Genomic DNA, 21,143 nt, shown 5'->3' on the forward strand with positions numbered 1-21,143 from the left:
GAACCACCCGGCCGATCCGGCGCCTCGAACGCTATGGACGAGGTGCGCCGGAAGCTACAGGCGCTTCACCTCGATATTGAATTTCTTCAGGGCGTAGCCGATCTGCCGCGGCGTCAGGTTGAGCAGCCGGGCCGCCTTGGCCTGGACCCAGCCACAACGTTCCATGGCCTCGATCAGCCGTTCCCGTTCCGAGACGAAGGCGTCGCTGCCTTCGGCCAGGTCGTCGTCGCCGTAGTCGGGCGGTGCCGCCGCAGGCATGGCCGGCCGGGCCGGCGCCGCCACCACCGGAATGGGGTCGCGGAAGTGAACCGGCTGGGATTGGGGCTGGATCGGCTCCCGGGCCGGGAAGGTGGTGTGGCCGCCGGGATGGGTGCCCGGCATGTCCATCACCGGATGGCAGGCCCGGGAGGCGGAGGATTCGAGCAGCACGGAGGAGAAGCACTGGCCTTTCTGGCAGCGCATGTCCGACTCCCGGATGAGGGCGCCCCGGGTCATGGTGGCGGCCCGCTCGATGCAGTTCTCCAGCTCCCGCACGTTGCCCGGCCAGTTGCAGTGCTGCAGGATCTCCACCGCACCGGGCGTGATGGTCAGCTTGCGGTTGTTCTCCCGGTTGAAGCGGGAAAGGAAGAAGTCCACCAGCAGGGGGATGTCCTCCTTGCGCTCCCGCAGGGGCGGCAGCAGGATGGCCACCACGTTGAGGCGGAAATAGAGGTCGGCGCGGAAGTCGCCCTTCTGCACCATTTCCTCCAGGTTGCGGTTGGTGGCGGCCACCAGGCGGAAGTTGGCCTTGTGGGTCTTGTTGCCGCCGACCCGCTCGAACTCGTGCTCCTGCAGGACGCGCAGCAGCTTGGCCTGGAAGGAGGAGGAAATGTCGCCGATCTCGTCCAGGAACAGGGTGCCGCCGTCGGCCATCTCGAAGCGGCCCTTGCGCTCGGCGGTGGCGCCGGTGAAGGCGCCCTTCTCGTGGCCGAAGAGTTCGGATTCGAGCAGGGTCTCCGGCAGGGCGGCACAGTTCACCTTGACGAAGGGCCCCTTGGAACGGGGCGACAGGTAATGGATGGCGTGGGCGATGGCCTCCTTGCCGGTGCCCGACTCGCCCCGCAGGAGGATGGTGGAGTTGCCCGGTGCCGCCTGGTGCACGTCGGCGAACACCTCCTTCATGCGCTTGGAGCGGCCGATGACGTTTTCCACGTCGTACTTGCCCTGCAACTGCTTCTGCAGGCGGTGGGTCTCCAGCATCAGCTGGGCCCGCTCGGCGGCAATGGCCTGGTGCAGCTTGAAGGTCTGGCCCACCAGGCTGGCCACCAGGGACAGCAGGCGCACGTCCCGGTCGAAGCTGGCGGGCTTGGAGGCGCCGGGAGGCCGGTCCACGCTGAGCACGCCCACCACCTCGCGGCCGATCTTCACCGGTACGGCGATGAGGGCCACCCCGGCGCACTGGGACAGGTCCCGGCCGGTACGGTTGATGAAGACCGGGTCGGCGGTGATGTCGGGCACCACCATGGGGCTGCCGTGCTTGAGCACCTGGCCGACAATGCCGCTTTCGGCGTCGAGGATGATGTCTTCCTGGACGGCAAAAGGCACCCCGGCTGCACCAAGTACGTGCAGTTTTCCTTCGCCCTGCACCATGCTGACCATGGCATGCCTCATGTGGAGGTGGGTCAGCATGACGTTGAGCGCCTCCCGCACCGACTTCTGGAAGTCCAGCGAGGAGGTGAGAATCTTGCTGATCTCATAGATGGTGACCAGTTCCAGGTCAGCATCCCGATCCAGTTTTGTTGCCGTCATAACCAGCTCCTGAAGAGTTCTTCTGCCTCCCCCGCGAACTCTTTTTCTTGTGGCTGAATCAGAGCAGGTTCCATGCCACGATCGTGACCTAATTCACGCTTGGCCCCCGTCGTCGCCGCCCACCACCTCCACCCGGTTGCGGCCGCCCGCCTTGGCCCGGTACAGGGCCTGGTCGGCCCGGGCGATGAGGGCATCGGCCTCGTCCCCCTCGCCCCGGTAGCTGGCCAGGCCGACGCTGACGCTCACCGCAATCTCCAGCACCACGTTGCCGGGCAGCACCACCCGCACCGGCGCCGCGCCGACGGCCGCCCGCAGGCGCTCGCCCACGGCCGCCAGGTCCTCCTCCCGGGTCTGGGGCAGGATCACCAGGAACTCCTCGCCGCCGTAGCGGATCGGCACGTCGGCCTTGCGGATGGTGTCCATCAGTCGCCGCGCCGTCTCCCGCAGCACCTGGTCCCCCGCCGGGTGGCCGTGGCTGTCGTTGATGCGCTTGAAGTGGTCGATGTCGAGCATGGCCACCGCCAGTTCGATCTCGTGGCGGCGTGAGGCGTAGGCCGCCTCGTCGAGCCGGGCCAGGCCGTAGCGGCGGTTGCGGCAGCGGGTCAGGGGATCGGTGACGGCGCCGGTGTAGTTACGGGAATTTTCCACCGCCAGGGTCAGGTGGCCGCCCAGGTTGGCCAGCAGTTCCTCGTCGGCCTGGACCCGGGAAGCCCCTTCCATGCTGCACACCAGGAGGCCGGAGAGGCGGCCGCCGCTGCCCAGGGGCACGGCGAAATGCAGGGCGCCGCCGCCCACGCCCAGTTGCAGTTCCAGGCTGGCCACCGCCGCCTGGGCCATGGACAGGGGAAAGCCGTCCAGGGCCTCCCGGGCCAGGGGCTCCTGGCCCAGCAGGGCCGGCGCCAGGGCGCCTTCGCCGGTGAACAGGGCCTCGCTGCGGTCACTGGCGCAGACCCAGGTGCCGTCGGCCGATTCGGCGAAGAAGGCGACGAAGGCCGGCGCCAGCTTCTGTTCCAGGACCCGCACCACGGTGGAGGCCACCGCCGACATTTCCATGTTGCGGGAGACCTCCACCACCAGGGTGTACAGCAGGCCCGACTCCAGGTTGGAGGATTCAAGACGGGCCACCTGGTCCTCGATGCGGTCCACCATGTGGTTGAAATGGGCCGCCAGATGGCCCAGTTCGCCCCGTTCGGCCACCGGCGCCCGGGCCTGCAGGTCGCCGCCGGCCAGGCGCCCGGCCGTATCCACCAGCACCTCCACCGGCTCCAGCACGGAGCGGCGGAATAACCAGTAGATCAGCACCAGGGACACCAGGCCGCAGGCCAGGCCGATCAGCAGCAGGCCGCGGCGCCGCTCGGCGGCAGCCTGATTGAGGGGAGTCAGGTCGAAATCCACCAGCACCAGGCCCCGCAGCTTTTCCCCCGGGTCCTGGTGGCAGCCCTTGCATTCGGGCCGGGCCGGCACGGCGCTGACCACCCGCAGCCAGTGCTGGCCCGCCGCGTCCACCACCGCCCGGGTGACGGGAAACTGTTCGGGCACCATGCCGTCGCAGCCGGGGCAGGCCGGGTTGCCGGCCACCTCGATGCTGCCGCCGCGCAGGGACGGGTCGGTACTGGCCTTGACGCTGCCGTTGCGGGCCAGCACGGAAATGCGGCCGACGCCGGCCGTCTCGATGTAGGTGGAGGCTTCCCGGGTGACGCCGTCCCAGGCGGCGGCGCCGCCGCCGGCCAGCATGCGCCGCACCAGGCCCTCGGCCACCAGGCTGGAAATCTTGTGGGCGTGGGCCGTGTGCTGTTCGCCGTAGAGGCGCTCCTCCTGCCGGGTCACCAGCCAACCCACCACCACCAGGGCGGCCACCAGCACCAGCATGGCGCCGACGCCGATGCGCACGGAAATGCGCTGCCACCAGGGCACATGTCCGGGCACCTCCCGGCCGGGGTACGCTCCTGCCACCACGATCCCACCTCCCTTGATCCCGCCGGGTTGTTCCCGGTTCTAGGCGTTTGGCATTGTACGCCGGCCGCAGCGCGGGAGGGTCATGGCAGCACGGTGGTCAGGCGCCCTCCACCTCCGCCAGGTGGGCCAGCAGGGCATCCACCACCCGGGCATCGAAACGGCTGCCGCGGCCCAGGGCAAGCTCCCGCAGCCCCTCTTCCCGGGAACGGGCGGCCCGGTAGGGGCGGTGGGAAATGATGGCGTCGAAGACGTCGGCCACGGCAATGATGCGGGCCTCCAGGCAGATGTCCTCGCCCGCCAGCCCCTGGGGATAGCCACTGCCGTCCACCCGTTCGTGGTGCTGGTGCACCATGTCGGCGATGGGCCAGGGAAAATCGATGCCGCACAGGATCTCGTAACCCACCTGGGGGTGGTAGCGGATGATTTCCAGTTCCGGCGGCGACAGCTTCCCCGGCTTGCCGAGAATGTCGAGGGGGACGGAGATCTTGCCGATGTCGTGGATGCGGGCGCCCAGCTGCAGCCCCTGGCGCTGCTCTTCATCAAGCTCCAGGCGGCGGGCGATGGCCTCGCACAGAGTCGCCACCTGATTCTGGTGGCCGGCGGTGTAGGCGTCCCGCTTCTCGATGGCCAGGGCGATGGCATCCACCGTCCGGCTGAAGGAGGCCGCCAGCTGGGCGCTGTGGTGCAGGGCCGCTTCCTGGGCGGCGCGCAGGGGCGTCAAATCCTCGTGGGCCACCACGGCGCGGATCGGGCCGCCATCGTCGGGGAAAGGGGAAACGGTGAGCAGGAACCAGCGCCGCTCCGTGGGCGAGTGGCAGGGATACTCGATCTGGAACTTGGGCGACCGCCCCTTGAGCACGGCCCGGATGCCGCCGGCAATGCGGCGGGCCAGCTCCATCTCTTCGGCACTGCACCTGGCGCAGGGCTGGCAGCCCTGCATGCCGTCGAGCAGCTGCAGGTAGTTGAGGCCCAGGCCGTAGCCGGGGGAACGGCCGCAGTTGCTGTCGGCGAAGCGTTTCCAGGCCTCGTTCACCGCCACGATGGTGCCCGCTCCGTCGAGCAGGGCGATATGGGCGGTCATGGCGTCCATGATGGGCCGGAAGCGGGCTCCGGCTTCCTCGAATGGCGGCCTGGCAACGGGCGCCCCCAGGGACGGGAGGGGTTCGCAGAGTGTCATGATGGCTTGGCCTATTACTTATGGCTTAGTTCATCATACGCCTTTGATGCGGCCAAACCAGCCCTTGCGGTGGCCGCCCGGCGGACTAGAATGCGGCCCGTTGCCCGGCCGCCCGGCCGGCTCCCCAACCTGCCCGGCAGCACCCGGAGAACGACCATGAAGATCAACGACATTCCCCTCGGCGGACGTTTCGTCCTGGAAGGCCAGACCTACGTCAAGACCGGCCCCATGATGGCCCGCGGCGAAGGCGGCGAAACCCGGGTGGTACCCCGCTACATGGTGCTGCAGACCGCCGACGGCGCCGTTGCCGGCACCCCTGCCGCTGCCGCGCCGGCGGCGGACCGGGCCGCCCTGGGCCAGGCCTGGTCCCGCTTCTACGCCGAATGCCGCCAACTGGTGCCGCCCCAGGCCCAAGGCCAGCTGGAAGCCGCACGGCAGCGCTTCCTCGCCGCCAGCGGCCTGGAGGACGGGCAATAGGGACGGCCACGGGAAATGCCGGGAGCGGAAACAGGACGGAAGGGAAAAGGGACGGCGGAAATGAAAATGGACACCCGGAGGTGTCCATTTTCTGAAACTTGGCGCGCCCGGCGCGATTCGAACGCACGACCCCTGCCTTCGGAGGGCAGTACTCTATCCAGCTGAGCTACGGGCGCAAAAGGGACGGCAAGAATACCCGGTTTTTCCCCGGGCGTCCATGCCCGCCCTTGGGATCACTCTGACTTTGCGGATATAATTCGCCCCTCGCACCCTCCCCCCGGCATGAAATAAAAGGAATTTTCCCCATGGCTGACCAACAAGACCACTCCAGCAAGTCCATCATGTACTGGTCGATCGCGATTGCGATCGTCCTCATGGTGGCCCTCGTTCCCCTGTCCAAGCTGGGCAAGGGCACCGCCGGCGGCGCCAGCGCCGAAGACGCCGATGCCCGCATCGCTCCCGTGGCCAAGGTGGCCCTGCAGGTGGCCAGCGCCGCCGCTCCCGCCGGCCCCGTCGATCCCAAGGCCACCTACAACGGCGTCTGCGCCGCCTGTCACGCTTCCGGCGCCGCCGGCGCTCCCAAGACCGGCGACAAGGCTGCCTGGGCTCCCCGCATCGCCGCGGGCAAGGACACCCTGTACAAGAACGCCATCGGCGGCAAGGGCGCCATGCCTCCCAAGGGCGGTTCCAGCCTGAGCGACGACGACTTCAAGAAGGTGGTGGATTACCTGGTCGGCCTGTCCAAGTAAGCCGCGACGGACCGGAGCTTTCCGGTCCCGCAAAAAAGGGCGCCGGATCGCAAGATCCGGCGCCCTTTTTTCATGCTGCAGCGGCCTTCGGGTTGGCCGCGTAAACCTTACTTCTTGGCGGGTTCGGCAGGCTTCGCTTCGGGCTTGGCGGCCTCGGCCTTTTCAGCCTTCTCGCCGGCCTGCTCGGCCTTCTTCTCCACCCTCTTATGGCCGTGCTTCACGGCCGGCTTGGCCTCGGCCTTCGCTTCCGCCTTCACTTCGGCCTTCGGTGCTTCCACCGCAGCCTTGGCCGGTGCGGCAGCAGGCGCCGCAGGAGTGGCGGGGGTGGCCGGCGTGGCGGGAGCCTGGGCGAAAGCGGTACCGAAAGCAGCGAAGAGGGCAACAGCGATGAGGTTCTTGGTCATTTCTCTATCTCCTGAAATTTGGCTTGTCCTTCCGGTCGCGAAACCATTTCGCTCCCTTGAGGGCAATAACGCCAAGCACCAACTTCCGGTTTGCAGGTGAACGGTAACTCCCCGTAACGCCGTGTAACGCGGCCGAGAGCAGGAACAGGGAAAGGGATGGGACGGGCTCAGCTTTCGCCGCTGCCCAGCATGTTGCGCAGGTTGGCGAAGCGGGCCTTGCTGGTGGCCTTGTCCGGCTCGGCGGCCGCCTTGCCGCCGCTGATGCGCAGGTCGTTGCCCATTTCGGCGATGAAGCGGGAGGGTTCGCAGGGGTACATTTCCTTGCCCTGCTTGCGCTTCTCGCACCAGGAGAGGTGCAGGTGCTGCCGCGCCCGGGTGATGCCGACGTACATCAGGCGCCGTTCCTCCTCCACCGTGCCCGACTCGACCGAGCTGCTGTGGGGCAGGATGCCCTCCTCCACCCCCACCAGGAAGACGTTCTTGTATTCCAGGCCCTTGGCGGCGTGCAGGGTGGACAGCTGCACCGCGTCGAACTCGCTGTCCTCGTTCTGCTTGTCCAGCATGTTGATGAGGGCGATGGTCTGGGTCAGGTCGATGAGGGTCTTTTCGTCCTTCTCGCCCTTGCCCGCCAGCCACTGGGAAAACTCCCGCACGTTGCCCCATTTGCTGTCGGCGGCCCGGGTCTCCTCGTGGTCGTAGAGCCAGGCCTCGTAGCCGATGGCGGTGAGCATGTCGTTCAGCACTTCGCCGGCGGGCTCCCGCAGGGCCCGCTGCTCGACCCGGTTGATGAACTCGCAGAACTGCAGCAGGGGCTCCAGCTGGCGGTGGCTGACGCGCTGGGCGAAGCCTTCCTCGAAGGCGGCGGCGAAGAGGGAGATGTGGCGTTCGCCGGCATAGGTGCCGAGGGCTTCCAGGGTGGTGCCGCCGACGCCCCGCTTGGGCGTGGTGACGGCGCGGATGAAGGCCGGATCGTCGTCCTGGTTGGCCAGCAGGCGCAGGTAGGCGATGACGTCCTTGATCTCGGACTTCTCGAAGAAGCTGGTGCCGCCGGACATGACGTAGGGCACCCGGTTGTTGCGCAGGTGGGTTTCGAACAGCCGGGCCTGGTGGTTGGAGCGGTAGAGGATGGCGTAGTCGGAGAACTTGCTGCGCTTCTCGAACTTGTCGGCCAGCAGCTTCATCACCACCGACTCGGCCTCGTGCTCGTTGTCGCGGCAGACGGTGCCGCGGATGGCCTCGCCGTGGCCCAGGTCGGACCACAGCTTTTTCTCGAACAGCTTTTCGTTGTTGCCGATGACGTTGTTGGCGGCCTGCAGGATGCGGGCGGTGGAGCGGTAGTTCTGCTCCAGCATGATCAGCTTCAGGTTGGGATAGTCCCGCGGCAGGCCCCGCAGGTTTTCCACGTCGGCGCCGCGCCAGCCGTAGATGGCCTGGTCGTCGTCGCCCACGGCGGTGAACATGGCCCGGGGCCCGGTCAGCAGCTTCAGCAGCTGGTACTGGCAGGCGTTGGTGTCCTGGTATTCGTCCACCAGCAGGTAGCGCAGGCGGTTCTGCCACTTGTCGCGGATCTTCGGGTGTTCCTGGAAGAGCTGCATGGGCAGCAGGATCAGGTCGTCGAAATCCACCGCCTGGTAGGCCTTGAGGGTGGCGGCGTAATCCCGGTAGGCCTTGGCGGCGAGGACCTCGATCTCGCTCTTGGCCTCGGCGGCGGCCTGGTCCGGCGACTTCATGGCGTTCTTCCAGCCGGAGACGAGCCACTGGATGCTGCGGATGGTGGCCTTGTCCACGCTGGCCGAGAGGTCGGCGAAGATGCTGTAACAGTCGGTGGAATCGAAGATGGAGAACTTGGGTTTGTAGCCCAGGGCCTTGGCCTCCTCCCGCAGGATGCGCACGCCCAGGGAGTGGAAGGTGCAGATGGTGAGGCCGGCGGTGGAGCCGCCCTGGAGCAGCTGGCCGACCCGTTCCTGCATTTCCCGGGCCGCCTTGTTGGTGAAGGTGATGGCGGCGATGTTGGCCGGGTTCATGCCGCATTCCTGGATCAGGTAGGCGATCTTCTGGGTGATCACCCGGGTCTTGCCCGAGCCGGCGCCGGCCAGGACGAGCAGGGGGCCGTCCAGGTAGTAGATGGCTTCGCGCTGGGGCGGATTCAGGCTGTGCAGGGGAACGGGGCTGGACACGGGATCAGGAGGCTTTCGGCAGGGCAGAAACGCCGCGCCCCGGCAGAGCGGGGCGCGGGTGATTCGGTGGGGCAGATTTTAGTCCATTTCGGAGCGACCTGCGCCGCGCCGGGAGGCATTGCCAGGAGGCAGGAGGGACGCCACTCTCCGGCACGCACCGCCGGAAAGCCGCGTCCCTCCTGGCTCCCAGGCCGGGTTACTTGAGCAGGCTGCCGAAGACCTTGCCGATGACCTTGCTGCCGGTGCCGATGGGGTCCTTGCGGATGGCCTTCTCCTGCTCGGCGATGATCAGGTAGAGGCCGTCCAGGGCCTTGCGCGTGACGTAGTCGTCCAGGTTGGCGTCCTTGGCGTCGATGAGGTGGAACTTGGCGGCCTTGCCGGCGAACTGGTTGTACTTGTCCGCCAGCTGCACCTTGGCCGTGGCCTTCTTGACGATGGGCAGAAATTTCTGGGCCAGGGGCTCGGAGGTGCTGCGCTTGAAATACTGGGTGGCCGCATCGTCGCCGCCGCTGAGGATGCCCTGGGCGTCCTTCACGCTCATTTCCTTGACCGCCTTCACCAGCAGGGGCTTGGCTTCCACCACCGCCGCCTCCGCCGCCCGGTTCATGGTTTCCACCAGCTGGTCGGCCTGCTTGCCGGCGCCGAATTTCTTCATCATCTCGGCGGCATCCTCCAGGGCGCCGGGCAGGGGAATGCGCACCTTGTCGTTGCCGAGGAAGCCGTCGGTCTTGCCCAGCTGGCTCACCGCCACCTCGGCGCCCCGGGTCAGGGCTTCCTTGAGGCCGGAGACGGCCTCGCCGTTGCTCACCTGGGCGGCGGCCGGCATGCTGATGACAAGGGCCGTCAAAATGCCCACAATGCAGCGTCCGCCGAAGCGATTGATGACCGTGTTCAATTCCATAGCCTGCTCCTGATGATGATGTCCCGGGGCCACAAGCTTATCCTGCTGCTCGCCGTGCTCGCAATGAGCGGCGCCATGCTGACCTTTCTCGGCAAGCGGCAGGCCGCCCCGGCGGTCGAACTGAAGGTGCTGGGAGCCCCCGGCGTCAGCCTGGCCCAGCTGCGCGGCAAGGTGGTGATCCTGCAGTTCTGGGCCACCACCTGCGGCGACTGCGACCACACCCTGGCCGAACTGGCCCAGCTGCACCGCCGCTACCAGGCCCGGGGCCTGGAGACCCTGGCGGTGGCCATGGTTTACGACCAGCCGCGCCAGGTGGCCAGCTACGCCTACGCCAACAGCCTGCCCTTCCGCGTCGCCCAGGACGACGGCAGCGCCGCCCGGGGTTTCGCCCTGGGCAGCGCCAATCCGCCCCTGACCTTCCTCCTCGACCGCAGCGGCCGCATCGCCCAGCGCCTGCCCGGCAAGCCCGATCCCGGCCGCCTGCGGGCCATGGTGGAAAAGCTGCTGGCGGAACGGCCTTGAGGAAAGCCCCCTGGCCACAGAGGGCACGGAGATCACCGAGAAAAGACAATGTCCCATTACGCCAGGGGCATCAGGCCTGGCTGCCCAGGGCCTTTCCCTCCGTGATCTCTGCGCTCCGGAGGAAGTCCTCTGGGGGGATGACCTCTGTGGCAGAAGGAACGCCTCTCAGCGCTGCAACTTGCGGTAGAGGGTCCGTTCGCTGACCCCCAGGGCCGGGGCCAGGGTGCGCACGTCGGCGCCCGGGCGGGCCATCAGCCAGGTCAGATAGCGCTGCTCCAGTTGCGCCAGGGGCAGCGGGCCCGGCACCCGGAAACTGTCGTCCGCCCCGCCGCCCACACCCTCCGCCAGGGCCCTGCTCTCGCCGCCGTCATCCGCCACCTCGGCCAGCTTGGCGGCGCTGATTTCCTCCCCGTCGCTCATCAGGGTGGCCCGTTCGATGAGGTTGCGCAGCTCCCGGATGTTGCCTTCCCAGTTGCGGCCCGCCAGCCAGGCCAGGGCCTCGGCGGAGAAGTGGCGGCCGGGCCGGTGGTCCACCCGCTCCAGCAGGGAGGCGGCCAGCAGGGGAATGTCCTCCCGCCGTTCGGCCAGGGACGGGGTGTGGATGGGAAAGGTGTTGAGCCGGTAGTAGAGGTCGCGGCGGAAACGCTCCTGGCGCACCATTTCCTTCAGGTCCCGGTGGGTGGCGGCCACCAGGCGGAAGTCGGCGCGCAGGGTGTCCACGCCGCCGACCCGGCGGTAGGTGCCGGTCTCCAGCAGGCGCAGCAGCTTGACCTGGAGGGCCGGCGGCAGTTCGCCGATCTCGTCCAGGAATAGGGTGCCGCCGCTGGCCGACTCCACCAGGCCCAGCTTGCGGAAGGCGGCGCCGGTGAAGGCGCCCTTCTCGTGGCCGAACAGTTCGCTCTCGAACAGGTTTTCGGTGAGGCCGGTGCAGTCCACCGCGACGAAGGGGCTGTCCCGCCGCCCGCTGGCCTCGTGCACCGCCTGGGCCACCAGTTCCTTGCCGGTGCCGGTCTCCCCCAGCAACAGCACCGTGGCCTGGGCCGGCGCCACCCGCAGCACCTTTTCCAGCATCTGCTGGAAGGCCGGCGAGCGCCCCACCAGGCCCTGGGCGGCGGGCCGGCTGCTGGCCTGCTGCACCATGCGCAGGGTTTCGACGAAGTAGACGATGCGCCCTTCCTGGTCCCGCACCGGCGTGGTTTCCACGTCCACGTGCTCCTCACCCCGGGGCGTGTGGTGCAGGTGCAGGACACGGCGGGAGGCGCCCTCCTCCTGGGACAGCTTGAGGGGGCAGGATTCCCCGGCCTGGTCGCAGGGCACGGTGAAGTGGTGGGAAACCTCGTAGCAGCGCCGCCCCAGGATGGAGGCGACGCCGCCGCTGCCGCTGCCCGCGTATTCCCGGCGGTAGGCCTTGTTGGCGGCGACGATGCGGTAATCCGCGTCCATCACGATGCGGGGCTCGGGCAGGCCGTCGAGGAAGGAGATGAGCTCGTTGAGCTGGCTGGCCGAATAATCCATGGACGAATCTTCTGCCGATTCTGTCAGTTGTGCAATTATTTGCCGCCATATTTGACAGGCGATGGCCCGCAAGCGCCCGCCCCGAGCCCCGGACAAAACACAAGCCATTGATTAAATGGAAACTCCAGACAGGCGCCGGGGCTGGCACGGCTCTTGTTATGGAATGGACAGGAAACCGGTTTCAAGCCCCGTCCGCAGCCTCTCCGACACGGCATCCTCCCCTCCCGGGCGTGGGACAAGACTCCGGTTTCCACCACTTTCCAACCAGGAGTCGTTTGTGTTCATTTTCCGGCAGCTGCGGGACAGCAGCAGCGCCACCTACACCTACCTGATCGGCTCCCGGGCCAGTCGGGCAGCCCTGCTGGTGGACCCGGTGGCCGAGCAGTCGCCCCTCTACCTGGGCCTGCTGGGCGAACTGGAACTGAACCTGGCCTGCGTGGTGGACACCCACCTGCACAGCGACCATCTTTCCGCCGCCCCCACCCTGATCCGGCATACCGGCTGCCTCTACGCCGCCGGCCTGTGCAGCGGCATCGGCGGCGCCGACCGGCAGCTGGCCGACGGCGACAGCCTGGACCTGGCCGACCTGCACCTGGAAGTGCTGGCCACCCCGGGCCACACCCCCGGCTGCATCACCCTGCTCTGGGAAGACCGCCTGCTGACCGGCGACGCCCTGCTCATCGGCAGCTGCGGCGCCACCGGCGAACCGGGCGGCAATGCCGGCACCCACTACGACAGCGTCACGCGAAAACTGCTGCCCCTGCCCGACGAACTGTTAGTCTTCCCCGGCCACGACCGGGACGGCCGCCGCGTCAGTTGCATCGGCGACGAGCGCCAGGGCAATCCCCTGTTCTGCGGCATCAGCCGCGACGAATTCATGGCCCAGGACCGTTCCCAGCCCATGGGCGAACGGGCCGAGGCCATGCTTGCAGCCAATCGCCAGGGCGGCGGTTCGGTCCTGCGTGAACGGTCGCCCGTATCTCCAAATAACTAAAGCCCGAGAGGAAATGATCCATGAGCGCTAACGCCCCAGAGCAGCCGCAGCCCGACAACGGCGATACCGGCAGCCTCTACGAAAAGCACAAGACGATCCACGCCCGCACCGCCCACGGTCGCTTCGCCAACTGGCGGATCTTCCTGGTGCTGTTCACCCAGCTGCTGTTCTACGGCACCCCCTGGCTGATGTGGAACGACCGCCAGGCCGTGCTGTTCCACCTGGTGGAGCGCAAGTTCTACATTTTCGGCCTGGTGCTGTGGCCCCAGGACGTCTTCTACCTGGCCATCCTGCTCATCATCTCGGCCTACGGCCTGTTCCTGGTGACCGCCGTCGCCGGGCGCCTGTTCTGCGGCTACGCCTGTCCCCAGACGGTCTACACGGAAGTGTTCATGTGGATCGAGAACTGGATCGAAGGCGACCGCCCGGCCCGCATGAAGCTGGAAAAGGCGCCCATGGACGCCCGCAAGCTCCGCATCAAGGCCACCAAGCACGCCCTCTGGCTGATCCTCTCCGTCTTCACCGGCTTCACCCTGGTGGGCTACTTCACCCCCATGAGCGAACTACTGACCGAACTGAAGACCTTCAGCTTCGGCCCCTGGGAGACCTTCTGGACCTTCTTCTACGGCGGCTTCACCTACATGATGGCCGGCTTCATGCGCGAGCAGGTGTGCAAGTACATGTGCCCCTACGCCCGCTTCCAGAGCGTCATGTTCGACCCGGACACCCTGATCATCACCTACGATCCCGAGCGCGGCGAACCCCGGGGTACCCGCAAGAAGGGCGCCGATCCCAAGGCCCTGGGCCTGGGCGAGTGCGTGGATTGCGGCATCTGCGTCCAGGTCTGCCCCACCGGCATCGACATCCGCAACGGCCTGCAATATGAGTGCATCGGCTGCGCCGCCTGTATCGACGCCTGCGACGAGGTGATGGACAAGGTCAATTACCCCCGGGGCCTGATCCGCTACTCCACCGAAAACGCCATGGCCCGCCATCTCACCAAGAAGGAGATCCTGGGCCACGTGGTGCGGCCGCGCATCCTCCTCTACTCCGTGATCCTGGCCGCCATCACCCTGACCACCGCCTGGTTCATCGCCCACCGCATCCCGCTCAAGGTGGACGTCATCCGCGACCGCGGCGCCCTGGCCCGGGAAACGGACATGGGCCTGATCGAAAACACCTTCACCCTGCGTTTCATGAACACCGACGAGCAGGCCCACCGCTACCGCATCAAGGCCACCGGCCTGGATGGCCTGGAAGTGGGCGGCGCCGCCGAAGTGGACGTGCCGGCAGCCACCACCACCTCCCTCATGACCTCCCTGCAGGTCCAGCCCGACGCGGGCAAGAAGGGCTCGAACCCCATCATGTTCGAGATCGAGGCCATGGATGGCTCCAACATCCGCATCCGGGAAAAAGCCGTCTTCATGCTTCCCTGAGAGCCTCTGACGAGGCTTCCATTCGGCCGGGTCGGCATCAGCCTTCCCGGCCTTTTTTTGCCCGCAATTTGTCGAGAAATGCCAACTATTTCAGGGTTTCCCCTCTGCCTTTTGGCGTAACTTGGCCCCCATGCTGCAATGCAGCGGTGTGAGCCAAATAACAAGACAGGGGTATGCATCATGATTTACCGGCTGCTGACGATGGGTCTGGTCCTTTCCTGGGGTGCCGTGCAGGCGGCCGACAACAGCGCTTCCGCCGCCCGCGCCTTCTGCGACAGCGGCAAGCTGGCCAAGGGTGCCGAAATCGCCGTGTTCCGCGGCTGCCTGGGCTGCCATACGGTGGACAGCAAGCGCATCGGCCCTTCCTACCAGGAGATCGCCAAGAAGTACCCCCACACGCCGGAAGTGGTGGCCCAGCTGGCGAAGAAAATCCGCGACGGGGGCAAGGGCAACTGGGGCGAACTCTCCATGCCGGCCAACCCGGTGAGCGAGGCCGAAGCCCAGACCCTGGCCGAATGGGTGCTGTCCCTGGACGAGCCGCCGGCCCGCTACAGCAGCAATCCCTAAGCCTTAGTCCCTAGCCCCGGGGCCCGAGCATGGCCTCGGGCCGCACCCAGGCATCGAACTCCTCGGCCGTGACGTAGCCCAGGGCCAGGGCCGCCTGGCGCAGGGTGCTGCCGTCGCGGTGGGCCTGCTTGGCCACTGCAGCCGCCCGTTCGTAGCCGATGTGGGGCGCCAGGGCCGTGACCAGCATGAGGGAACGTTCCAGCAGCTCATCCATGCGCTCCCGATTGGGCACGATGCCCACCACGCAATGGCGGCTGAAGCTTTCCATGGCATCCCCCAGCAGGCGAACGCTCTGCAGGAAGTTGTGGGCCAGCAGGGGCTTGAACACGTTCAGTTCGAAATTGCCGGAGGCGCCGCCGATATTGATGGCCACGTCGTTGCCGAAGACCTGGGCGCAGACCATGGTGAGGGCTTCGCACTGGGTCGGGTTCACCTTGCCCGGCATGATGGAGCTGCCCGGCTCGTTTTCCGGCAGGGCAATCTCCCCCAGGCCCGAGCGGGGACCGGAGGCCAGCCAGCGCAGGTCGTTGGCGATTTTCATGAGGGCCCCGGCCAGGGTCTTGAGGGCGCCGTGGGCAAAGAGCAGGGCCTCGTGGCCGGCCAGGGCGGCGAAGGGATTGGCTGCCGGCACGAAGGGCTGGGAGCAGGCATGGGCAAGCTTCTCCGCCACCCGTGCCCCGAACTCCGCATGGGTATTGAGTCCCGTGCCCACCGCCGTGCCGCCCGCCGCCAGTTGCCGCAATCCGGGCAGGGAGGCCTGGATGCCGCGCTCCGCCTGCTCCAGCTGGGCGACGTAACCGGAGAACTCCTGCCCCAGGGTGATGGGGGTGGCGTCCTGCAGGTGGGTGCGGCCGATCTTGATCAGACCGGCGAATGCCTCCGCCTTGGCCGCCAGGGCCTGGCGCAGCTCGGCCAGGGCCGGCAGCAGGCGGCCGTCCACGGCCAGGGTGGCCGCCACGTGGATGGCGGTGGGAAAGATGTCGTTGGAGGACTGGCCCAGATTCACCTGGTCGTTGGGATGCACCAGGCGCCCTTCGCCCCGGGAGCCGCCGAGCAGCTCCGAGGCCCGGTTGGCCAGCACCTCGTTCATGTTCATGTTGCTCTGGGTACCGGAGCCGGTCTGCCACACGGAAAGAGGAAACTCCGCCGGGTGCCGGCCCGCCAGCACCTCATCCGCCGCCGCCGCGATGGCCCCGGCCACGGGCGGGGGCAACAGACCCAGTTCGCCATTCACTTGCGCCGCCGCCTGCTTGACCAGGGCCAGGGCGCGGATCAGTTCAGGCGGCATGGTCTCGCTGGAAATGGCGAAGTGTTCCAGGGAACGCTGGGTCTGGGCACCCCACAGACGCTCCGCCGGCACGGCGATGGGACCGAAGGTATCGTGTTCGAGACGCTGGGACATGGGCCTTGCTCCGCTTGCACTGCCGGATTGGACCGGCGCCGGGCCGGAGGGTTGCGGTGCGGAGCTTCAGCCGGCGGCCCGCAGCCAGTCGGCCACGGTGCCGGCGGTGGGAATGCGGCCGGAGGACACCAGCTTGCCGTTGATCACCAGGCCCGGCGTCTGCAGCACGTCGTGGGCGATGATCTCGCCCATGTCGGTGATCTTCAGCACCTCCGCCTCGACGCCGGCCAGGGCCACCGCCTGCCGCGCCACCTCCTCCAGTTTCTTGCAGTTGGCACAGCCGGGGCCGAGCACTTTGATGGTCAGCATGGTCACACTCCTTTTGCGGAAAAACGGTTGGCCGCCGCCAGCAGCAGGCCCAGGCCGGCCATGGCGCCGCCGATGCCCAGGACCAGCAGCAGGGGCGGGGCGCCATCCACCCAGGCGCCGTAGGTGAGGCCGGCGGCGGCGCTGAACAGGGCCACCAGGCCCACATAGGTCCAGGTCTTGGTGCGGCCGATGATGGCGGTGATGATGAGGATGCTCTGCAGGGACAGTTCCGGGTCCGACATCAGGTAGGCCAGCAGGGGGCCCCGGTGCATGCCCAGGTCGAGGAACATCTTGGCGATGGGCACCTCCACCAGGGTGGGGAAGTACATGAAGACGCCGAAGCCGACGCCGGCCAGATTGCCCAGCAGGGTGTTGCTGCCGGCCACCATCTCGATCCATTCCGGCCGCAGCACCACCCGGATCATGCCGACGACGAAGACGCCGATCACCAGCAGGGGGAAAATCTGTTTGACGAAGCGCCAGGACTCCCACAGCCAGGCCCGGCGGTCCTCCGCCGTCAGGTGGCGGCTGCCCAGCCAGGCCAGCACAGCCAGGGCCAGGGCGACGCCGAGGAACTTGCCGCCCAGCCCCAGGCGCAGGCCGCCGGGCACCGCCTGCACCGAGAGGGCGGCCACCAGCAGGGTCAGGGCCACCAGGGCGAGGCACAGGCGGGTCCAGCCGTTGGCCCCGGCCTCGATGTTCTCCAGCCCCAGGCGGGCGCTGAGGCCGATGCCGCCGAGCAGGCCGATGAGCAGCACGCCCTGGAGGGAGACGCCCTCCTCGCCGCGGCTGGCGTCATAGGGCACCAGGCGGTCGAGCAGGGCCTGCCAGTCGGCGCTGCCGGCCCAGGCCAGATCAAACTGCCACAGGCTGCCGGTGAGCAGGCCGACCTTCAGGGTACCGGCCAGGAGCAGGCCGATCCACACCAGGAGGAAGGCCAGGGCGCCCCGGGACAGGCCGGCGGCGGCCTGGGCGCTGAACAGGGCGTCGGTGGCCCGGTCCCGGGCGCTGTCGTCGGCGCGGAAGAGCAGGGCCATGATCAGGCCGATGCCGATGGCGAACGTCAGGGACAGCAGCAGCCGGGCCACGGCCAGGTCCACGCCGATGATGCCGCCGGTGTAGACCAGGGCCAGGATGTTGGCCGCCGGCGCGAAGAAGAGGAAGGTGGTGGCCGGGCCGAGGCCAGCCCCCTTGCGGTAGATGCCCGCAAAGAGGGGCACGATGGTGCAGGAGCAGACCGCCAGCACCGAACCGGCGGCGGCCGCCGCCGGATAGGAAACCGCCTTGGGTGTCTGCCGCCCGAGAAAGCGGGTGATCGTTTCCTTGGGAATGAGGGCCGCCATGGCCCCGGCAATGCAGAAGGCCGGCAGCAGACAGAGCAGCACATGGGCCGCCAGGTAGGCCGCCAGATTCCCCAGGCCGCCCCGGATCAGGGCCGGCAACAGCGACAGCAGGTCTCCCAAGACTTTCCTCCGCCAAGGCTCACCCCCCAATGGTACGCCCCGCGGCGGGCCGAGGTAAGCGGCGACGGCAGCGACTCAGGGGCGGGCGGCCCGGGCAGCCACCTTCTGCCGCCAGCGGCGCAGGCCGGTGTAGAACAGCAGCAGGGGCAGCAGGCCGGCCAGGGCCGTCAGCAGGCGTCCGGGCAGGCCGAAGGCCTCGCCGTTGTGCAGGGGATGGAGCCAGTTGAAAAGGCTGTCGGCGGCGCTGCCCTGCTCCGGCCGGCGCAGGGCCAGGACTTCGCCGCTGGCGGCGTCGATCCACATCAGGGTGTGGGGAAAGCGCCGGCTCGGGTCCCCCGGCTGGTAGATGCGCAGGCGGTAGTTGCCGCCGCCCGCCGGCGGCGTCTCCAGCCAGCGCACCTCGCCCCCGGGCAAGTGTTGGCGGGCAATCTCCAGGGCCTGCTGGGGAGCGATGAGGATGGCGCCGGATTCGGCCGCCGGGGCCGGCAGCGCATCCACCGGCGAGAACAGGGCGAGGACGGGCTTGAACCAGGCCGGCTGCTCCAGCATGGCGCCGCTCAGGGTCAGCAGCAGCAACAGGGGCAGACCGTAGATGCCGCCGAGGACGTGCCAGTCGTAGATGCGGCGCTGGCTGCTGCGCCCCGCCCCCGCCCGCAGGGCCGCCCCCAGGCGCCTGGGCGACGGCCACCAGAGATAGACGCCGAGCCCCAGCAGGAGCAGCAGCAGGAGGGAAGCGGCGCCGAGCAGGGTGCGCCCGCTGCGGTCCAGCAGCAGGGTGAAATGGAGGTCGTAAAGCCAGGTGGCGGCGAAGTCGCCCCAAAAGCGCTGACTGGTGATCTGCAGGCGGTAGGGGTCCACCGTCACCAGCAGGGGGGCGAAGCCCTGGCCGGCTTTTTCCTCGGGCTGGTAGTAGCGGGCCGTCAGCGGCTGCCCGGGGTCCATGGGCAGTTCCAGGCGCCAGCCGCCGTTGCGCCCGGCATGGGCCGCTTCGAGCAGGGCGAAAATCCTGTCCAGGGAGTGGGGCTGGCAGGGAGTGCCGGCGGGAGACTGGCATGACGGCGGCGCCACCACCAGTTCCGGGTTGAGCAGCCGGTCCCCTTCCACATAGAAGACCAGCAGGGAGCCAGTGAGGCCGAGCAGGCAGAACAGCAGGCCCAGGCTCAGGCCCAGCCACTGGTGCAGGGCCAGCAGCCAGGCCCGGCAGCGCCGTCGCCAGGACCTCATGCCACCTCCAGGGGGCCTGCCGGCCGGCCTCAGAACTTCACGTTGACGGTGGCGTAGGCAGCCCGGCCGTCGCCCCGGGAATGCAGGTCGCGCACCGTGTTGTCGTACCACCAGACGTACTCGTAGTAGCGGTCGGCCAGGTTCTTGATCTGGAATTCCAGGGTGGTATCGCGCCGCAGCTGGTAGGCGGCGGAAACGTTGAGCAGGTTGTAGCCGCCGAACTTGGCGGTGCTGTTGGTGCGCTCCAGGTAGTAGCTGCTCTGGCCGTTGGCCCACAGGGACAGCTTCAGGTCCGGCGTCGCCTGGTAATCCGCCCCCAGGGAGTAGATGCGGTGCGGCACGTGGTCCACTTCCTTGCCCTGGGAGGCCGGATTGGCGGCCTCGGCCTGGGTGATGATGGCCCGCTGGAAGGCGACGCCGCCCCACAGGCGCCACTGGCTGCCGAGTTTGGCGGACAGTTGCAGGTCCAGGCCGCGGCGGCGGGTGTCGCCGATGTATTCGGAGTCGTTGGAAGCGCCGTTGAGCACCCGGCGGGCCTCGTTGCTGGCCTTCTGCTGCCACAGGGCCACCCGCCCTTCGACCCCGGCGACGGGTGCCAGCTTCAGCCCCAGTTCCCAGCCGTCGTTGAGGGAAGGTTCCATGTTGTCGCTGCGGCCCACCTTGTAGGAGCCGGTGCCGACACCCACCTGGAAGGTGCGGCCGGCGTTGCCGTAGAGGCTGTAGCGGGGGTCCGGGGTATAGACGACGCTGAACTTGGGCTGGTTGATGAGACCGTAGTCGTTGATATCGTAGGTGCGGCCGTTCAGGTTGTTGGTGTAGCTGCCGCGGATGGCGTCCACCCGGTAGCCGGGAATCAGCTTCCACTGGGGCGTGGGCTGGATCACGGCCTGCACGTAGGCGCCGTAGATGTCGAAGTCGAAATCCTGGTTCCAGCGGGTGGTGGTGCGTACCCGGTTGGTGGTCAGGTAGCGTTCGCTGTGGTTCTCCTGCCACTGGGCGTCGACACCGCCTTCGATGGCCACCGCATGGGCCCAGCTGACCTCGGGACGATAGGTGAGGTTGGAGAGGAAGCCGTAGTGGTTTTCCTCGGTCAGGCGTTCCTGCTGGGAGGCCGCGGCGGAGAAGCGCACCCAGCGCTTGTCCGTGTATTCGTTGGCATAGACCCGGGTGGTCCAGTAGAGGCGGTCGTTGATGGCCGTCTCCAGGTGGCCGCTGACCTGGTTCATGCGGCGGATGCCGCCGTCGGTGGCATTGCGGGCCAGGGACTGGTCGGGGTTGTTGCTGTTCTCTCCCGCCGTCAGATAGCCAGGCTCCTGGGCCTCGCTCTCGTAGTGGCGGGCAATCAGGCCGACCCGGGTGGAGCCGCTGTCAGGGGTATAGAACCACTTGCCGGCGAAGGAGGAGCGGTCGGCCTGGCTGTGGTCCCGCTGGCCGTTGCTGTGCTGGGTGGCGACGAAGTAGTTCTGGGACAGGCCGTCCTGCTCGATGGCCTTGGACAGCTGCAGCTCGTTGCTGCCGAAGCTGCCGGCCCCCAGGCGCAGGCGGGTGTCGTTGCCGCCGATGCGGGTGATCACGTTGGCGTTGCCGGCAATGCTGTGCAGGCCGTTGCGCGGATCGTTGGTGCCGCGCACCACTTCGATGGCATCGATGTCCTGGGCGAAGACCATGTCCAGGTAGGGCATGTTGCCGTCGTTGCTGTTGCTGGGGATGCCGTCGATGAGCAGCTTCACCGCGTTGATCTCGCCCTCGCCGTTGAAGCCGCGGATGGAGAACTTGCCGCCCCAGTTGCCCTGGCCGAAGCTGGTGACCTGGGCCCCGGGCACCAGGTTGAACAGTTCCCAGGCGAACTTGGCATTGCGCGACTCCAGTACTTCCCCACCCAACACGTCCACCGAACTGAGGATACGGCGGGTCGGCAGGGGACCTTCTTCCTGGCCCCGCACCGTCACCTCGCCCAGGACCAGGGAAGCATCGCCGGATTGGGCCAGGGCGGCCAGGGTGAAGGAACCGAGGCAGCAGAGGGAAACGGCGCGGGCGATCTGGGTCAGCATGGGGCCACCGGGGCAAAAAAGGAGGGGCGAT

General features: G+C 67.9%; 18 protein-coding genes and 1 tRNA gene. 6 read left to right on the top strand and 13 right to left on the bottom strand.

What is annotated here, in order from left to right:
• Positions 1 to 54 precede the first annotated feature (54 nt).
• The 3 genes from nifA to EV678_RS10945 all read right to left on the bottom strand — a co-directional run bounded on the left by nifA (position 55) and on the right by EV678_RS10945 (position 4,834).
• Complete coding sequence (gene nifA / locus EV678_RS10935; RefSeq protein WP_014236046.1) at positions 55 to 1,788, bottom strand: nif-specific transcriptional activator NifA; 1,734 nt, start codon at positions 1,786 to 1,788, stop codon at positions 55 to 57.
• A 93-nt stretch (positions 1,789 to 1,881) separates the two neighbouring features.
• The gene (locus EV678_RS10940; RefSeq protein ID WP_130459558.1) at positions 1,882 to 3,702 is read right to left on the bottom strand and encodes a GGDEF domain-containing protein; all 1,821 of its coding nucleotides are present in this window, start codon (positions 3,700 to 3,702) and stop codon (positions 1,882 to 1,884) included.
• A gap of 139 nt (positions 3,703 to 3,841) precedes the next feature.
• A complete protein-coding gene (locus EV678_RS10945) occupies positions 3,842 to 4,834 on the bottom strand; it encodes an HD domain-containing phosphohydrolase (RefSeq protein ID WP_235832453.1) in 993 nt (330 codons plus the stop codon).
• 243 nt (positions 4,835 to 5,077) lie between these two features.
• Between EV678_RS10945 and EV678_RS10950 the strand changes: the two genes are divergently transcribed.
• Complete coding sequence (locus tag EV678_RS10950) at positions 5,078 to 5,398, top strand: hypothetical protein (RefSeq protein ID WP_130459560.1); 321 nt, start codon at positions 5,078 to 5,080, stop codon at positions 5,396 to 5,398.
• 99 nt (positions 5,399 to 5,497) lie between these two features.
• Here the strand turns inward: EV678_RS10950 and EV678_RS10955 are convergent.
• Positions 5,498 to 5,574: transfer RNA gene (locus EV678_RS10955), tRNA-Arg, on the bottom strand.
• A 129-nt stretch (positions 5,575 to 5,703) separates the two neighbouring features.
• Between EV678_RS10955 and EV678_RS10960 the strand changes: the two genes are divergently transcribed.
• Positions 5,704 to 6,147: a c-type cytochrome gene (locus tag EV678_RS10960; RefSeq protein WP_130459561.1), complete on the top strand. Its 444-nt coding sequence runs from the start codon at positions 5,704 to 5,706 to the stop codon at positions 6,145 to 6,147.
• 107 nt (positions 6,148 to 6,254) lie between these two features.
• On the opposite strand, the gene EV678_RS10965 is transcribed toward EV678_RS10960, so the two are convergent.
• From EV678_RS10965 to EV678_RS10975, 3 genes are all read right to left on the bottom strand, one after another.
• Positions 6,255 to 6,551, bottom strand: a complete 297-nt coding sequence (locus tag EV678_RS10965) for a hypothetical protein (RefSeq protein ID WP_130459562.1) — start codon at positions 6,549 to 6,551, stop codon at positions 6,255 to 6,257.
• A gap of 167 nt (positions 6,552 to 6,718) precedes the next feature.
• Positions 6,719 to 8,728: a UvrD-helicase domain-containing protein gene (locus tag EV678_RS10970; protein WP_130459563.1), complete on the bottom strand. Its 2,010-nt coding sequence runs from the start codon at positions 8,726 to 8,728 to the stop codon at positions 6,719 to 6,721.
• Between the two features lie 196 nt (positions 8,729 to 8,924).
• Positions 8,925 to 9,629, bottom strand: coding sequence for a DUF4197 domain-containing protein (locus EV678_RS10975; protein ID WP_130459564.1), 705 nt, complete (start codon positions 9,627 to 9,629; stop codon positions 8,925 to 8,927).
• A 75-nt stretch (positions 9,630 to 9,704) separates the two neighbouring features.
• On the opposite strand from EV678_RS10975, the gene EV678_RS10980 reads away from it, so the two are divergent.
• Positions 9,705 to 10,151, top strand: a complete 447-nt coding sequence (locus EV678_RS10980; protein WP_207222259.1) for a TlpA family protein disulfide reductase — start codon at positions 9,705 to 9,707, stop codon at positions 10,149 to 10,151.
• 165 nt (positions 10,152 to 10,316) lie between these two features.
• On the opposite strand, the gene EV678_RS10985 is transcribed toward EV678_RS10980, so the two are convergent.
• Positions 10,317 to 11,666: a sigma-54 interaction domain-containing protein gene (locus EV678_RS10985; RefSeq protein WP_130459565.1), complete on the bottom strand. Its 1,350-nt coding sequence runs from the start codon at positions 11,664 to 11,666 to the stop codon at positions 10,317 to 10,319.
• 277 nt (positions 11,667 to 11,943) lie between these two features.
• On the opposite strand from EV678_RS10985, the gene EV678_RS10990 reads away from it, so the two are divergent.
• The 3 genes from EV678_RS10990 (at position 11,944) to EV678_RS11000 (ending at position 14,663) form a co-directional block, all read left to right on the top strand.
• Positions 11,944 to 12,660, top strand: coding sequence for an MBL fold metallo-hydrolase (locus EV678_RS10990; RefSeq protein ID WP_165397504.1), 717 nt, complete (start codon positions 11,944 to 11,946; stop codon positions 12,658 to 12,660).
• Between the two features lie 20 nt (positions 12,661 to 12,680).
• Positions 12,681 to 14,096 carry a cytochrome c oxidase accessory protein CcoG gene (ccoG, locus tag EV678_RS10995; protein ID WP_014236035.1) on the top strand — a complete coding sequence of 472 codons (1,416 nt, stop codon included), beginning with the start codon at positions 12,681 to 12,683 and terminating at the stop codon, positions 14,094 to 14,096.
• A 180-nt stretch (positions 14,097 to 14,276) separates the two neighbouring features.
• Positions 14,277 to 14,663: a c-type cytochrome gene (locus tag EV678_RS11000; RefSeq protein ID WP_165397505.1), complete on the top strand. Its 387-nt coding sequence runs from the start codon at positions 14,277 to 14,279 to the stop codon at positions 14,661 to 14,663.
• 10 nt (positions 14,664 to 14,673) lie between these two features.
• Here EV678_RS11000 and fumC read toward each other — a convergent pair whose 3' ends face one another.
• The 5 genes from fumC to EV678_RS11025 all read right to left on the bottom strand — a co-directional run bounded on the left by fumC (position 14,674) and on the right by EV678_RS11025 (position 21,112).
• Positions 14,674 to 16,065 carry a class II fumarate hydratase gene (gene fumC / locus EV678_RS11005; RefSeq protein WP_130459568.1) on the bottom strand — a complete coding sequence of 464 codons (1,392 nt, stop codon included), beginning with the start codon at positions 16,063 to 16,065 and terminating at the stop codon, positions 14,674 to 14,676.
• 66 nt (positions 16,066 to 16,131) lie between these two features.
• Positions 16,132 to 16,374 (bottom strand): thioredoxin family protein, encoded by a 243-nt coding sequence (locus tag EV678_RS11010; RefSeq protein WP_130459569.1) that lies wholly within the window; start codon positions 16,372 to 16,374, stop codon positions 16,132 to 16,134.
• Positions 16,375 to 16,376: 2 nt separating this feature from the next.
• Complete coding sequence (locus EV678_RS11015; RefSeq protein ID WP_130459570.1) at positions 16,377 to 17,837, bottom strand: permease; 1,461 nt, start codon at positions 17,835 to 17,837, stop codon at positions 16,377 to 16,379.
• Positions 17,838 to 17,912: 75 nt separating this feature from the next.
• Complete coding sequence (locus EV678_RS11020; RefSeq protein ID WP_130459571.1) at positions 17,913 to 19,061, bottom strand: PepSY-associated TM helix domain-containing protein; 1,149 nt, start codon at positions 19,059 to 19,061, stop codon at positions 17,913 to 17,915.
• Between the two features lie 29 nt (positions 19,062 to 19,090).
• Positions 19,091 to 21,112: a TonB-dependent receptor gene (locus tag EV678_RS11025; RefSeq protein ID WP_130459572.1), complete on the bottom strand. Its 2,022-nt coding sequence runs from the start codon at positions 21,110 to 21,112 to the stop codon at positions 19,091 to 19,093.
• Between the last annotated feature and the right edge of the window lie 31 nt (positions 21,113 to 21,143).

It is taken from the genome of Azospira oryzae, from assembly GCF_004217225.1.
GTDB lineage: Bacteria > Pseudomonadota > Gammaproteobacteria > Burkholderiales > Rhodocyclaceae > Azospira > Azospira oryzae.

Excerpts from the sequence above, each read along its gene's own strand:
- nifA (WP_014236046.1), bottom strand. The coding sequence starts at position 1,788 with ATGACGGCAACAAAACTGGATCGGGATGCTGACCTGGAACTGGTCACC.
- EV678_RS10945 (WP_235832453.1), bottom strand. The coding sequence starts at position 4,834 with ATGGACGCCATGACCGCCCATATCGCCCTGCTCGACGGAGCGGGCACC.
- EV678_RS10950 (WP_130459560.1), top strand. The coding sequence starts at position 5,078 with ATGAAGATCAACGACATTCCCCTCGGCGGACGTTTCGTCCTGGAAGGC.
- EV678_RS10960 (WP_130459561.1), top strand. The coding sequence starts at position 5,704 with ATGGCTGACCAACAAGACCACTCCAGCAAGTCCATCATGTACTGGTCG.
- EV678_RS10965 (WP_130459562.1), bottom strand. The coding sequence starts at position 6,551 with ATGACCAAGAACCTCATCGCTGTTGCCCTCTTCGCTGCTTTCGGTACC.
- EV678_RS10975 (WP_130459564.1), bottom strand. The coding sequence starts at position 9,629 with ATGGAATTGAACACGGTCATCAATCGCTTCGGCGGACGCTGCATTGTG.
- EV678_RS10980 (WP_207222259.1), top strand. The coding sequence starts at position 9,705 with ATGCTGACCTTTCTCGGCAAGCGGCAGGCCGCCCCGGCGGTCGAACTG.
- EV678_RS10985 (WP_130459565.1), bottom strand. The coding sequence starts at position 11,666 with ATGGATTATTCGGCCAGCCAGCTCAACGAGCTCATCTCCTTCCTCGAC.
- ccoG (WP_014236035.1), top strand. The coding sequence starts at position 12,681 with ATGAGCGCTAACGCCCCAGAGCAGCCGCAGCCCGACAACGGCGATACC.
- EV678_RS11000 (WP_165397505.1), top strand. The coding sequence starts at position 14,277 with ATGATTTACCGGCTGCTGACGATGGGTCTGGTCCTTTCCTGGGGTGCC.
- fumC (WP_130459568.1), bottom strand. The coding sequence starts at position 16,065 with ATGTCCCAGCGTCTCGAACACGATACCTTCGGTCCCATCGCCGTGCCG.
- EV678_RS11010 (WP_130459569.1), bottom strand. The coding sequence starts at position 16,374 with ATGCTGACCATCAAAGTGCTCGGCCCCGGCTGTGCCAACTGCAAGAAA.
- EV678_RS11020 (WP_130459571.1), bottom strand. The coding sequence starts at position 19,061 with ATGAGGTCCTGGCGACGGCGCTGCCGGGCCTGGCTGCTGGCCCTGCAC.
- EV678_RS11025 (WP_130459572.1), bottom strand. The coding sequence starts at position 21,112 with ATGCTGACCCAGATCGCCCGCGCCGTTTCCCTCTGCTGCCTCGGTTCC.